Origin of the sequence: Amycolatopsis sp. NPDC058278, assembly GCF_042881395.1 — a bacterium.
GTDB lineage: Bacteria > Actinomycetota > Actinomycetes > Mycobacteriales > Pseudonocardiaceae > Amycolatopsis.
The window spans coordinates 45,325-58,345 of sequence record NZ_JBHVXZ010000063.1 but is presented as its reverse complement, the minus strand read 5'-3'; the positions used below and the strand labels follow the sequence as shown (position 1 = coordinate 58,345).

Genomic DNA, 13,021 nt, shown 5'->3' with positions numbered 1-13,021 from the left:
GCAGCGTGAGAGGTGTATTAGTGCCTCGACTCCGTTGTGGGTGACCTGGGCGGCCCTGACCGGGGCGGCAGCACGGGTGGCTTCCGCTCCGATGACAAGGGCCGTGGCGGCAGCGACCGTCGCGATGACTCGCGTGGCAGCTACCAGCGGCGCGATGACCGCGGTGGCAGCACCGGTGGCTTCCGCTCCGATGACAAGGGCCGTGGCGGCAGCGACCGTCGCGACGATTCGCGTGGTGGTTACCAGCGTCGCGATGACCGCGGTGGCAGCACCGGCGGCTACCAGCGACGTGACGATGACCGCGGCGCCCGCACCAGCGGCCCCCGCTCCGATGACCGTCGTGACGATTCGCGCGGTGAGCGCGGCAGCTACCAGCGTCGCGATGACCGGAGTGGCAGCACCGGCGGCTTCCGCTCCGATGACAAGGGCCGCGGCGGCAGCGACGATTCGCGTGGCGAGCGCGGCAGCTACCAGCGTCGCGACGACTCCCGCAGCGACAGCCGTGGCAGCCAGGAGAACCGCGGCGAGCGCACCGGCAGCGGCTTCCGCGACGCCGGCAAGCGCTTCGACCGCGACAGCCGCAGCCAGAGCGACCGGCCTCGCCGGGACCCGCGGCCGAAGGTGGGCGCCCCGCTCGACGACGAGGCCCTCGCCAAGGAACTGCTCGAAGCGCCCGAGCTCCCCGAGGACATCGAGTTCTCCGACCTCGACGAGGAAGCCCGCCGCGAGCTGCGGACGCTGCCGAAGGGCTTGGCCGAGACCGTCGGGAAGCACCTCGTCGCCGCCGGGAGCCTGATCGACAGCGATCCCGAGGCCGCCCTCGAGCACGCCAAGTACGCCAAGGCCAAGGCCTCCCGCGTGCCCATCGTGCGCGAAGCCCTCGGCCTGGTCGCCTACCACGCCGGCAACTGGTCCGAAGCCCTCTCCGAACTGCGGGCCGTCCGCCGGATGACCCGCAGCGACGACCACATCGCCATCATCGCCGACGCCGAGCGCGCGCTCGGCCGTCCCGAGCGGGCCCTCGACCTCGCGAAGGAGGCCGACACGGCGAAGCTCGCGAAGGCCATCCAGGTCGAGCTCGCGATCGTCGCGGCCGGGGCGCGGCGGGACCTCGGGCAGCTGGACGCCGCCGTCGTCTCGCTGCAGGGTGACGACCTCAAGGCCGAGAAGCGCGACCCGTGGAGCGCGCGGCTGTTCTACGCCTACGCCGACAACCTCGCGGCCGCCGGGCGCAAGGACGAGGCCATCCGGTGGTTCCTCAACGCCGCCGAGGCCGACGCCGAGGACGAGACCGACGCCGCGGAGCGCGCCGCCGACCTGTCGAACGAGAACGCCGAGGCAAAGGACACCGAAGCGACCGATGAGTGACGCCCTCCTCGCGGCCTACGACGCGGTCCTCTTCGACCTCGACGGCACCGTCTACCACGGCACGCGGGTGATCCCGGGTGCCCCGGAGACGGTGCGGGCCGCGCGGGAGCACGGCACGCCCGTCCGGTTCGTCACGAACAACGCCTCGAAGGCGCCCGACGAGGTCGTTGCGCACCTCACCGGTCTCGGCATGCCCGCCGAGATCGGCGAGGTGCACACCAGCGCCCAGGCCGGGGTCCAGCTGCTGAAGGAACGGCTCGCGCCCGGCGCCGAGGTCCTCGTCGTCGGGACCGGGTCGCTCGCCGCCGAAGTCGCCGGGGCCGGCCTGACGCCGGTGCGGGAGAACGGCGACGGCGTCCAGGCCGTCGTCCAGGGGCACTCGCCGGACAACACCTGGGCCGCGCTGGCCGAGGCCTGCCTGGCCATCCGCGCCGGCGCGCTGTGGGTGGCCTGCAACGTCGACGCGACGCTGCCCAGCGAGCGTGGCCTGCTGCCCGGCAACGGCTCGATGGTCGCCGCGCTGCGCACCGCCACCGACGTCGAACCCCTGGTCGCCGGCAAGCCGCAGCCGCTGCTGTTCGACACCGCCGCGCGCTCGGCCGGCGCGGAGCGGCCCCTGGTCGTCGGCGACCGGCTCGACACCGACATCGCCGGGGCGGTCGCCGCGGGCATCGACTCCCTGGTCGTCCTGTCCGGCGTGGCGACGCCGAAGCAGCTGATCGAGGCGATCCCGGCCGAGCGGGGCACCTACCTCGCCCGCGACCTGACGGCGCTCACCGAAGCGGCCGAAGACCTCAAAATCGGCCCGCGGCCGGGCTGGACAGTCACCACCGAGGACGGCGTCCTCGCCGCGACGGGTGACGGCGACGACCTGGACCTGCTTCGAGCCCTCTGCCACGCGGCCTGGGAAACCGGCGTCACGGAGCTCGGCGCGGACGCCGAAGCGCGGCTGGGCGACAGCTGACTGATACCGTTTGCACTGTGCAGGACCATCCCTATCCCGTCCCGGGCCCGCCGCCCGGCTCGTTCTCGCAGCAGACCGACCCGCGGGCCGGCATCGACGAAGCCGTCGCCGGGCTGGACGACCTGGACGCGCTGCCGCTCGCGGAGCACGTCGAGCGCTTCGACGCCGTGCACACCGAGCTGACGGTCGCCCTGTCCAGCATCGACAAGGTCTGATCGGCGTGCCCAAGCGGGCCCGCCTCGACGCGGAACTGGTCCGGCGCGGCCTCGCCCGCTCGCGCGAGCAGGCCTCGGCCCTGATCGCCGGCGGCAAGGTCACCGTCCGCGGCATGGTCGCGACCAAACCCGCCACCGGCGTGGAGTCCGGCGCGCCGATCGTCGTCAAGGACGAAGACGACCCCGGCTGGGCCTCGCGCGGCGCGCACAAGCTCCTCGGCGCCCTCGAAGCGTTCACGGACCTGAGCGTCGAGGGCAAGCGCTGCCTCGACGCCGGCGCGTCCACCGGCGGCTTCACCGACGTCCTGCTCCGCAACGGCGCGGCCACCGTGATCGCCGCCGACGTCGGCCGCGGGCTGCTCGACTGGCGGATCCGCACCGACGAACGTGTAGTGGTCATGGATCGCACGAACGTCCGCAACCTCACGCCCGGCGACCTCGGCGGGCAAGTCGACCTCGTCGTCGGCGACCTCTCGTTCATCTCGCTCAAGCTCGTGCTGCCCGCGCTCGCGGCCTGCGCGCGCGAAGGCGCCGATCTGGTGCCGATGGTGAAGCCGCAGTTCGAGGTGGGCAAGGACCGCCTCGGCAGCGGCGGCGTGGTCCGGGACCCGCAGCTGCGGGCGGAATCGGTGCTCACCGTCATCGACGAGGCCGCGAAACTCGGGCTCGCGCTGCGCGGCGTGACCGCCAGCCCGCTGCCCGGGCCGTCCGGGAACGTCGAGTACTTCGTGTGGCTGAAGAAAGATCACGTGGCCGAGTCCACTGTGGACGCGGTAAACAGGTCTGAGGCCGAGCGGCTCGTCCGAACCGCCGTCGAGGAAGGGCCCGCATGACCACCGAACGTGAAGTGCTCCTCATGGTGCACCCCGATCGTGAAGCGACGGGCGAGGCCGCGCGCGAGGTTTCGGCGCGCTTCGCCAAGGCCGGTATCCGGATCCGGGTGATCGAGGAGGACGTCTGCGCGCTCATCAACCCGGACGAGCACGGTGTCGGGTCGAGGTGCACCGTCGTCGGCGCGGACGGCAACCCCACCGACGGCGTCGAGCTGATCTTCGTCCTCGGCGGTGACGGCACGCTGCTGCGGGCGGCCGAGCTGGCCCGGCCGGCCGGGGTGCCGGTGCTGGGTGTGAACCTCGGGCGCGTCGGCTTCCTCGCCGAAGCCGACTCCGACGCCCTGGCCGACACCGTCCAGCGGGTGGTCGACGGCGACTACCAGGTCGAAGAGCGGATGACCATCGACGTCACGGTCACCCACGACGGCGAAGAGGTCGCCCGGACCTGGGCGCTCAACGAAGCCAGCGTGGAGAAGAGCACCCGGGAGCGGGTGCTGGACGCGCTGATCGAGGTCGACGGCCGCCCGGTGTCCGCCTTCGGCTGCGACGGTGTGCTGTGCGCCACACCGACCGGCTCGACCGCGTACGCGTTTTCGGCGGGCGGCCCGATCATCTGGCCGGACGTCCAGGCACTGCTGGTGGTGCCGAGCAACGCGCACGCGATGTTCGCGCGCCCGCTGGTCGTCTCGCGCGACTCGGTGATCACCGTCGGGATCGACCCGGACGGCTCGTCGGCGGTGCTGACCTGCGACGGGACCCGGCCGATCGATCTGCTGCCGGGCGCGCGGGTGCGCGTGACCTGTGGCAAGACCCCGGTGCGGCTGGTCCGGCTGTGGGACGGGCCGTTCACCGATCGCCTGGTGCAGAAGTTCTCGCTGCCGGTGAAGAGCTGGCGCGAACGGCACGCGCGGCCGGTGGAATAGCTCCGCTCGGCGCGGAAATCGAACATATCGGCGACTCGCCGGGGTAGCGGGCGCGCAGAGTGTCGGTGGTGGCCGCTACCGTAGGCGGCGTGCTGGCCGAGATGCGCATCCAGGGCCTCGGAGTCATCGAGGACGCCCTGCTGGAACTGCACGCGGGCTTCACCGTCGTGACCGGTGAGACGGGTGCGGGCAAGACCATGGTCGTCACCGGGCTGCACCTGCTGTCCGGGGGCCGAGCCGAGGTGTCCAAAGTCCGGACGGGAATGCTCAAGGCGTTCGTCGAAGGGCGGTTCACCTACGCCGGCGTCGAAGGCGCCGAGCGGATCGTCGTCGATTCGGGCGCGGACGTGGACGAGGACGGCAGTGTGATCGCGCTGCGGGCGGTCGCTGTCGACGGGCGGTCCCGCGCCCACCTCGGCGGCCGGTCCGTGCCGGTCGGCGTGCTCGCGGAGCTGTCGGAGCAGCTGATCGCGGTGCACGGGCAGAACGACCAGCTGCGGCTGCTGCGGCCGGCCGAGCAGCGTGCGGTGATCGACCGGTTCGCCGGCGACGCGGTGGCGAAGCCGTTGCGCGCGTACCAGGAGATCCGGTCGGAGTGGCTGGCGGTGATCGCCGAGCTGACCGAGCGGTCGACCCGCTCGCGGGAGATGGCCCAGCAGGCCGACCTGCTCAAGCACGGGCTGACCGAGATCGACTCCGTCGCGCCGGAGCCGGGCGAGGACGTCGAGCTCACCGAGCGGATCAAGCGGCTCGCGGCGGTCGACGAGCTGCGCGCGGCGGCGACCGAGGCGCACGCCGCGGTGTCCGGCTCCCCGGACGGCGAGCCGGACGCCCCGGGCGCGGCCGGTCTGGTCTCCGAGGCGCTGCGCCGGCTTTCGACGGCGGAGGACGCCGCGCTGCGCGAACTGGCGCCGCGGCTGGAGGAAGCGTCGGTGCTGCTCGCCGACGTCGGGGCCGAGCTCGGCAACTACGTCGAGACGCTGGACGCCGACCCGGCACTGCTGGAGAAGGTGCTCGCCCGCCAGTCCGACCTGAAGCGGCTGACCCGCAAGTACGCGGCGGACGTCGACGGCGTGCTCGCCTGGGCCGACGACGCCCGGCGCCGGCTGGAAACCATGGACACGTCGGAGGAGGCGCTCGCCGAGCTGGCGCTGCGGCGCGACCAGCTCGCCATCCAGCTGGCCGTGCACGCGTCCGAAGTGTCGGCGGCGCGGGTCGACGCGGCCGCATCGCTGGCGGCGGAAATCACCAGTGAGCTGTCCGGGCTGGCGATGGGCCAGGCGGCGATCGAGGTGACGGTCGAGCAGCGCCCGGCCGAGCACGGCGACACGCACGCCCTGACCATCGACGGCCGCGCGGTGCACGCGGGCCCGGACGGCGTCGACGACGTCGAGCTCCTGCTGCGCGCGCACGACGGCGCGCCGCCGCTGCCGGTCCACAAGGCCGCCTCGGGCGGCGAGCTGTCGCGGGTCATGCTGGCGATCGAGGTGGTCCTGGCGCACGCGGACACGGTCCAGACGCTGGTGTTCGACGAGGTCGACGCGGGTGTCGGCGGCCGCGCGGCGATCGAGATCGGCCGCCGGCTGGCCCGGCTGGCCCGCACCCACCAGGTCCTGGTGGTGACGCACCTGCCGCAGGTGGCGGCGTTCGCGGACCAGCACCTGGTGGTGGACAAGGGCCACACGGGCGGGGTCACGCGAAGCGGTGTGAAGAACCTGAGCCAGACCGAGCGGGTCAGTGAGCTGGCCCGGATGCTCGCGGGCATGGACAACGAGACGGGCCGGGCGCACGCGGAGGAACTGCTGGCGACGGCGGAGAAGGACAAGACGGAGTTCGAGCCGAAGAAGAAGCGCGCCGCGAAGAAGAAGTAGCCGCTCAGTCGCCGAGGCTGGTGCGGATGGCGCCGAACACCTCGGCCAGCCCCCGGGCCTGCTCTCCGCTCATCTGGTCCGCGAAGTGCCGCTCCACTCCTCGCACGTGCGTGGGCCAGGCCGCCTCGAGCGCCGCGAGCCCGGCCGGGGTGAGCACCACCAGGGTCGCGCGGCGGTTGGCCGGGTCGACCTCACGGCGCGCATAGCCGGCCTGCTCGAGGCCGTCGACCAGGCGCGTCAGGCCGCTCGGGCTGTGCACCAGTGCGTCGGCCAGGTCCTTCATGTGCAGCCGCCGCTCCGGGGCCTCCGACAGCTGTACCAAGGCGTCGTACGTGCGGTGCGAAAACCCGTGTGCGGCGCGCAGCTCGGCGTCGAGGACCCGCAGCAGCAGCGCCGAGGACCGCAGGAATCCCCGCCAGGCCGCGTCGTGCTCTCGGGACAGGCTCACCCCGGGAATAGTACTCGCGCGGATAGTTGTTGTGCGGACTGTTCGCTTGCGAAGAAAGGACTCAGGGATGCGCGCGGTGGTACTCCGGGAACCCGGTCCCGTCGAAAACCTCGAACTCACCGAACTCCCGCTGCCCGAAGTGAAACCCGGCTGGGTCCGGATCGCCGTCAAGGCGTTCGGCCTGAACCGGTCCGAGCTGCACACCCGGCTCGGGCTCGCCGAAGGCGTCACCTTCCCGCGCGTGCCGGGCATCGAGGCCGTCGGGATCGTCGATGCCGATCCCAGCGGAACCCTCGCCGAAGGGCAGCAGGTCGCCACCATGATGGGCGGCATGGGCCGCACGTTCGACGGCGGCTACGCCGAATACACGCTCGTGCCGGCGAACCAGGTCATCCCGTTCCGCTCCGACCTGCCGTGGGAGGTCATCGGCCAGGTCCCGGAAACGCTGCAGACCGCGTTCGGTTCGCTCACCACCGGCCTCGACCTGCAGGAAGGCCAGACGCTGCTGATCCGCGGGGGCACGTCCGCGCTCGGGTTCGCCACCGCGACCCTGGCGAAAGACCTCGGCGCCACCGTCTTCGCGACCACCCGGCAGCCCGGCAGAATCGAAACCCTGCGCGAACACGGCGTCGACCACCCGCTGCTGGACGACGGGAACGTCGCGGAGCAGGTCCGGAAGATCGCGCCCGGCGGCGTCGACGCCGCCCTCGAACTGGTCGGCACCCCGACCCTGCCGGACACCCTGAACGCCACCCGCGTGCACGGGACCGTCTGCTTCACCGGCATGCTGTCCAATCAGTGGACGATCTCGAACTTCTATCCGATCGGATACCTTCCCGCCGGGGTGCGGTTGACCGCTTATGGTGGTGAGGCGGACGACCTGCCCGCCTCCGTCCTCCAGCGCCACCTCGACCGGATCGCCGACGGCGCCACCAGCCTCGGCCCGGCCAAGGTGTACCCGATGGCGGAGATCCGGCAGGCGCACGACGACTTGGAGCACAACCGGACGGCGGGCAAGCTCGTCGTGCTGACCGGCCGAGCGGAGGGAGCCGCCCCGTGATCCTGCCGCCGCCCGCCGATGTCGAAGCCCAGCTCGCCGCCGCGCGGCGGGACGGCGATCTCGACCGCTACCTCGGCCTCCTCGCCGGCGAGGAGCTGTTCGTCCCGATCCGGCGGGTGGACGCCCGCAGCATCCTCGACGAGCGGGCGGAGACCTTCCCGAACGTCTACTTCGAGACCGGCGGCGACGAGTTCCTGCAGGTCTTCACCCGCGGCGCGCTGCCGGACTTCGACCAGGACATCGTGGCCATGAGCGGCGCGCTCGACTGGGCGGTCGACGGCGTCGGGCGGCACGAGCGCGTGGTGTTCAACCGCGGCACCCGCGGCGAGTGGCGGCTGCCGGGGGCGACGCTCCAGCCGTGGCTCGACGCGCACGCGGGCGACGTCACGCCGCTCGATGAGCAGGTCGAGCGGCTGATCACCGCGCCGTACGGGCACCTCGAAGGGCCGATCGCGCACGCGCTGGCCTGCGGCGCGCACCTGGCCGTGCTCAACGCGGCGCCCTGGAACCTCCTCGACGGCCGCTACCACGACTACGTCGCCGAGGTGCGGAGCCTGCGGGACTGGTGGGGCGTGCCCGACCCGCCCGGCTGGCGCGCGACCATGACCGACCTGATCGGCGACGGCTACGCGCTGACGCCGGGCAACCTGGTCCTCATGCTGCGTCTGCGGTTCGCCGCCGAGTACGGGCTGCCGGGCGCCGAGTTCGATCCGCTGACCTGGGCGCAGCTGGTGGACCGGTGGTGCACGGAGAACGACGCCGCGGACCAGGCCGACGAGCTGCGGGACACCGTCCGCCGGGTGTCCCGGTACGAGCGGCGGCTGCGCGCCGACGGGCTGGTCGACCCGGACGGCTGCGTGACGACGGCGCTGTCCTGGGACGTCGGCCGCGCGGTCACCATCGCCCGCGGTGGCCTGGCGGCCGGGTACTGCGACGCGCTGAGCGCCGAGCTGATGGTGCTCGAAGCCGGGTCACTCGCCCGCCGCTACCACCAGTCATGGGCCGACCTGTCGGCGGGGTACGTCATGGGCCGGGTGCTGCACGCCGGCGAGGATGAGTTCGGCGAGTGGTACCCGGCGGCCGTGCGCGTCCACCACCAGCTCCTTCAGGATCCGGCCAGCCCCTGGCTGAACCTCGATTTCGGTTCGCTGTCGGAGGAGTCCGAGGCCTGACCCGCGCGGGGGATGGCGACGGGGCTCACCACAATGAGTCACGGCGGCTACGGCGTGGCGTACCTCGTCCCACGAGCAAATTTGTCACCATCGGCCACATGAAGCTCACGGGTCTGCTCACGCGGAATCAAGAACCCCTGCCGGGGATCACCGGGGTCGCCCGGGTCGACCGCCGCACCCGGGAGCTGCTGCGCCGGATCAGTCCCGGCGACATCGTCGTGCTCGACCAGCTGGACCTCGACCGCGCGACGGCCGACGCCCTGGTCGAGGCCGAGGTCGCGGGCGTGGTCAACGCGTCGCCGTCGATCTCCGGCCGGTTCCCCAACATGGGCCCGGAGATCCTCGTCGCGGCCGGCATCCCGCTCGTCGACTCGGTCGGCGGCGAGCTGCTGCGCTCGATCAAGGACGGCACGAAGCTGCGGCTGCTCGACGGCATCGTCTACATCGGCGAACGGCAGGTCGCCTCCGGCATCGAGCAGACCGTCGAGAGCGTCGCCGACCAGATGATCGAGGCCAAGGCCGGGATGTCGACGCAGCTGGAGGCGTTCTCGGCCAACACCATCGAGTTCCTGCGCCGCGAGCGCACCCTGATCCTCGACGGCGTCGGCGTCCCCGAGCTGAAGGTGCCGCTGCGGGACCGGCACGTGCTGGTCGTCGCGGGCGGCAACGGGCACGCCGAGGACCTGAAGAAGCTCAAGAAGTACATCGTCGAGCACCGGCCGGTGCTCATCGGTGTCGACGCCGGCGCCGACACCCTGCGCGTGCAGGGCTACCAGCCGGACGTCGTCGTCGGCGACCCCACCGGCATCGGCACCGCGACCCTGCGCGGCGGCGGCGAGGTCGTCGTGCCCGCCCAGCCCGATGGGCACGCGCCCGGGGTCGAGCGCATCCAGGACCTCGGCATCGGCGCGGTGACGTTCCCGGCGTCCGGCAACGCCGAAGACCTCGCCCTGCTGCTGGCCGACGCGCACGGCGCGAGCCTGGTCGTCACCGTCGGCTTCCAGGCCACGCTGCGCGAATTCCTCGACCACGGCCGGTCCGGTTCGAACCCGTCGACGTTCCTGACGCGGCTGAAGCTCGGCACGAAGCTGGTCGACGGCAAGGCGGTGGCGACGCTGCACCGCAACCGGGTGTCGATCGGCGCGGTCGTCCTGCTCGTCCTCGCCGCCGTGGTGGTGGTCGCCGCGGCGCTGCTGGTGTCCGATGTGGGCTCGGTCTACCTCGACTGGCTCCGGCACACCTGGAATTCGCTCTTCGCCTGGGTCAAGGGATTGTTCACGTGATTTCGCTGCGCTACCACGTAGTTTCCATCGCCGCCTGCTTCCTCGCGCTGGCCGTCGGCGTCGTGCTCGGCTCCACGGCGCTCAACGGCACGCTGCTGTCCGGGCTGGCGGGGGAGAAGAAGGACCTCGGCAGCCAGGTCGCCGACCTGGAGGCGCAGCGCAACGCGCTCAACGCCCGGCTGACCGACGCCGACGCCTTCGCCGGCTCGATGGGCCCGAAGGTCGTCGCCGGCGTGCTCGACAAGCGGTCGGTGGTGCTGGTGACCACCGAAGACGCGCGCCCGGCCGACCGGGACGCGCTCAAGCAGCTGATCGGCCAGGCCGGGGCTTCGGTGACCGGCGAGGTGCAGCTGACGTCGGCGTTCGCCGACCCCGGGAAGTCCGACCAGCTCCGCGACGTCGTCACGCGGCTGCAGCCGGCCGGTTCGAAGTTCCCGACCGCGGGCGACTCGGGCACGCTCGCCGGCGCGCTGCTCGGTTCGGTGCTGCTGCTGGACAAGACGACGGCGAAACCGCAGTCGTCGGGCGAGGAGCTGGCGGCCGCGTTGAGCGGCCTCACCGACGGCGGGTTCGTCAAGGCGAGCCAGGACGCCAAGCCGGCGCAGCTGGCGATCGTGCTCACGGGCGCCCAGGCGACCGGCGACGGTGCCGGCGACCGCGCGGCGACGATCGCCCGGTTCGCGACGCAGCTCGACCGCGGCGGCGCGGGCGCGGTCCTGGCGGGCGACGCCGGTTCCGCGGACGGCACCGGCGCGCTGGGCGTGGTCCGGGCGGACACCGCGGCGACGTCGATCCTGTCCACAGTGGACAACGCGGACACCTCGGCGGGCCGGGTGAGCACGGTGCTCGCGATGAAGGAACAGCTCGACGGCGGCGCGGGCCGCTACGGCGTGGCGGGCAACGCGCAGGCCCCGGCACCGGGTGTCACCGCACCGGCCGGGAACTGACCCCGGCCACTGCACTTACTTGAGGGGCGGGTCGAGCGGGAAGCAGGACACCCGCACCGGCCACGTGTCGCCGCCCGCCGGCAACGGCATCTGCTTGAGCGCCGCCGCCGCGTCCGCGTCGTGGGCTTCCTCGGCCGCCGCGTGGAAGATGTCCGCCGCGATCGACTGGTCGAACACGCCGATCTGCTGGTGCGGCCACGCCGGCGCGCCGTGCAGCGCGGCCGGGATCAGCTGGTCGACGACCTTCCGCAGCGTCACGCCGTTCGCCGCCCGGTACTTCCAGACGTCGACGCCCAGGTTCTTGCCGACCTCCGCCAGCCGGCCCCACGCCGTCAGGTTGAAGTTGACGTAGTGCCACGACATCGTGCGCGAGAGCTCGAGCGGCTGGCTGCCGTCGGCGGCGAACTGCACCGGGAAGCGCTTCTGCTCCGCGTCGAGCACGATCTTCTTCGCCTCGGAACGCTTGCCCAGGTACGCCGAGATCGTCGCGTTCTGCATGTCGAGGAAGGTGCCGTGGTTGTTGGTGGCGGCCAGTTCCAGCTTGGCCTGCGGGCTGGTCTGCATCCAGCTCAGGTACCGCGTCAGCCAGGCCTTGATCCGGGAGCGGTCCGTCCCGGTCCAGCCCGGCGCACCGCCGTCGAGGAGCGCGAACGCGTCCATCAGCTGGCTGAACGACTGGGTGGAGTCGATGATCCCGGTGCCGCTGACGGTGTCGCGGCACGGCACGATCTGCGAGTACGTCATGTTCGGGTTCATCCGGGTGGCCGGGTCGAGGAACCACGTCCGGATGTCCAGCGCCGCCCGCTTCGCGTACTTCGCGTCACCGGTGTAGTACCAGGCCAGCGAGAGGTAGTACATCGCGTCCCAGGCCCACATCCGGTAGGTGTGGTCGGTGATCGCGTCGGCCTCCGGGTTGCGCTGGCCGTCCTTGCTGACGTACGGGCAGCCCTGCGGGTTCTCCGGCGTCTTCGGCCGGCTCGCCCACCAGTAGGGCGCTTGGCTCGTGTAGTCGTGCTTGTCGCCGCTCGGCGGTGCGGACGGCTTGTCCACGACCGACCACGGCCCGGCCGTGAGCGCGGTGTTCGCCTTGTCCAGCACCGCTTTCAGCGCGTCGCGCTGGGCCTTGGTCGCGTGGCCACTGCGGATCGCTTGCTTGACGTTCGCGAGCTTGGCGCCGTCGGTGAGGACGGTGTGCGGCGGGGACGCGGCCACCGCCGTCCCGCTCACCGGGACCAGGACCACGCTCACCGACAACGCCAGTGCGCCCAAAACCCTTCGCACTTCGACCGCCCTTTCGGGGACGTCAAAATCCCCACTCGTCACCGGGCGGCGGTACGGCTGAAAGGATTCTGACCGGGCGGAGCGGCGGGTGTCAATCAGGCCAGGTGCGGCGCTTGTCCAGTGGCTTAGCGTAGGACCCCGTGCGGCTCGTCTTGAGCCCGAGCGCCACCAGCGACTCTGCGAGCCGGACGGCGGCCGCGACGCCGTCGATGACGGGAATGTCCAGCATCGTCGCGATCTTCCGGTCCAGCCCGGTCATCCCCGCGCAGCCGAGCACCAGCACCTCAGCCCCGGCGTCCCGCGCGCGGCGGCCGGCGGTGAGCAACGCCGACTCGGTCCGGCGTCCGTCGGTCAGCTCCAGCACGCCGAGCCCGGCGCCGGTGACCGTCACGCAGTTCTGCGCGACCCCGGCGGCGTGCAGGCTGTCCTCGATCAGCCCGCACGTCCGGTCCAAAGTGGTCACCACGCCGTAGCGGCGGCCGAGCAGGCAGGCCAGGTGCGCGGCGGCCTCGGTGATGTCGACGACCGGGACGTCCAGCAGCTCGCGCGCGCCCTCGCGGCCGTGCGTGCGCCCCCCCGGGCGAGCAACCCCCGCGCGCACACCACGGCGAAACACAACCACAACGCACACACACCAACACAACACCCACCCCACG

Annotated in this window: 12 protein-coding genes and 1 pseudogene; 10 read left to right on the top strand and 3 right to left on the bottom strand. The window is 72.3% G+C overall.

Features of this window, described 5'->3' with window-relative positions; translation table 11 throughout:
• The first annotated feature begins 36 nt into the window (after positions 1–36).
• The 6 genes from ACFVYA_RS29185 to recN all read left to right on the top strand — a co-directional run bounded on the left by ACFVYA_RS29185 (position 37) and on the right by recN (position 6,174).
• Complete coding sequence (locus ACFVYA_RS29185) at positions 37–1,368, top strand: hypothetical protein (RefSeq protein WP_387049479.1); 1,332 nt, start codon at positions 37–39, stop codon at positions 1,366–1,368.
• Positions 1,361–2,332: an HAD-IIA family hydrolase gene (locus tag ACFVYA_RS29180; protein ID WP_387049477.1), complete on the top strand. Its 972-nt coding sequence runs from the start codon at positions 1,361–1,363 to the stop codon at positions 2,330–2,332. The genes ACFVYA_RS29185 and ACFVYA_RS29180 overlap by 8 nt, the downstream gene beginning before the upstream one ends.
• A 17-nt stretch (positions 2,333–2,349) precedes the next feature.
• A complete protein-coding gene (locus tag ACFVYA_RS29175; protein ID WP_043774930.1) occupies positions 2,350–2,547 on the top strand; it encodes a hypothetical protein in 198 nt (65 codons plus the stop codon).
• Positions 2,548–2,552: 5 nt separating this feature from the next.
• The gene (locus ACFVYA_RS29170) at positions 2,553–3,380 is read left to right on the top strand and encodes a TlyA family RNA methyltransferase (RefSeq protein WP_387049475.1); all 828 of its coding nucleotides are present in this window, start codon (positions 2,553–2,555) and stop codon (positions 3,378–3,380) included.
• Positions 3,377–4,303: an NAD kinase gene (locus tag ACFVYA_RS29165; protein ID WP_285993281.1), complete on the top strand. Its 927-nt coding sequence runs from the start codon at positions 3,377–3,379 to the stop codon at positions 4,301–4,303. Before ACFVYA_RS29170 ends, ACFVYA_RS29165 begins: the two co-directional genes overlap by 4 nt.
• 89 nt (positions 4,304–4,392) lie before the next feature.
• Positions 4,393–6,174, top strand: coding sequence for a DNA repair protein RecN (recN, locus tag ACFVYA_RS29160; protein ID WP_387049484.1), 1,782 nt, complete (start codon positions 4,393–4,395; stop codon positions 6,172–6,174).
• A 4-nt stretch (positions 6,175–6,178) separates the two neighbouring features.
• On the opposite strand, the gene ACFVYA_RS29155 is transcribed toward recN, so the two are convergent.
• On the bottom strand, positions 6,179–6,622 hold the full coding sequence (locus ACFVYA_RS29155; RefSeq protein WP_387049474.1) for a MarR family winged helix-turn-helix transcriptional regulator: 444 nt from the start codon (positions 6,620–6,622) through the stop codon (positions 6,179–6,181).
• A 67-nt stretch (positions 6,623–6,689) separates the two neighbouring features.
• Here ACFVYA_RS29155 and ACFVYA_RS29150 point away from each other — a divergent pair, with 67 nt between their 5' ends.
• The 4 genes from ACFVYA_RS29150 to ACFVYA_RS29135 all read left to right on the top strand — a co-directional run bounded on the left by ACFVYA_RS29150 (position 6,690) and on the right by ACFVYA_RS29135 (position 11,084).
• Positions 6,690–7,682 carry a zinc-binding alcohol dehydrogenase family protein gene (locus ACFVYA_RS29150; protein ID WP_387049472.1) on the top strand — a complete coding sequence of 331 codons (993 nt, stop codon included), beginning with the start codon at positions 6,690–6,692 and terminating at the stop codon, positions 7,680–7,682.
• Positions 7,679–8,854, top strand: a complete 1,176-nt coding sequence (locus tag ACFVYA_RS29145; protein WP_387049471.1) for a DUF1266 domain-containing protein — start codon at positions 7,679–7,681, stop codon at positions 8,852–8,854. Before ACFVYA_RS29150 ends, ACFVYA_RS29145 begins: the two co-directional genes overlap by 4 nt.
• 98 nt (positions 8,855–8,952) lie before the next feature.
• On the top strand, positions 8,953–10,137 hold the full coding sequence (gene steA / locus ACFVYA_RS29140; protein WP_285993277.1) for a putative cytokinetic ring protein SteA: 1,185 nt from the start codon (positions 8,953–8,955) through the stop codon (positions 10,135–10,137).
• Positions 10,134–11,084: a copper transporter gene (locus tag ACFVYA_RS29135; RefSeq protein ID WP_387049469.1), complete on the top strand. Its 951-nt coding sequence runs from the start codon at positions 10,134–10,136 to the stop codon at positions 11,082–11,084. Before steA ends, ACFVYA_RS29135 begins: the two co-directional genes overlap by 4 nt.
• Before the next feature lie 15 nt (positions 11,085–11,099).
• Here ACFVYA_RS29135 and ACFVYA_RS29130 read toward each other — a convergent pair whose 3' ends face one another.
• Positions 11,100–12,365: an alginate lyase family protein gene (locus ACFVYA_RS29130; protein ID WP_387049468.1), complete on the bottom strand. Its 1,266-nt coding sequence runs from the start codon at positions 12,363–12,365 to the stop codon at positions 11,100–11,102.
• Positions 12,366–12,456: 91 nt separating this feature from the next.
• Positions 12,457–12,933 (bottom strand): annotated as a pseudogene (locus tag ACFVYA_RS29125) (aspartate/glutamate racemase family protein); the annotation flags it as partial.
• Positions 12,934–13,021 lie beyond the last annotated feature (88 nt).

Excerpts from the sequence above, each read along its gene's own strand:
- ACFVYA_RS29165 (WP_285993281.1), top strand. The coding sequence starts at position 3,377 with ATGACCACCGAACGTGAAGTGCTCCTCATGGTGCACCCCGATCGTGAA.
- steA (WP_285993277.1), top strand. The coding sequence starts at position 8,953 with ATGAAGCTCACGGGTCTGCTCACGCGGAATCAAGAACCCCTGCCGGGG.
- ACFVYA_RS29180 (WP_387049477.1), top strand. The coding sequence starts at position 1,361 with ATGAGTGACGCCCTCCTCGCGGCCTACGACGCGGTCCTCTTCGACCTC.
- ACFVYA_RS29150 (WP_387049472.1), top strand. The coding sequence starts at position 6,690 with ATGCGCGCGGTGGTACTCCGGGAACCCGGTCCCGTCGAAAACCTCGAA.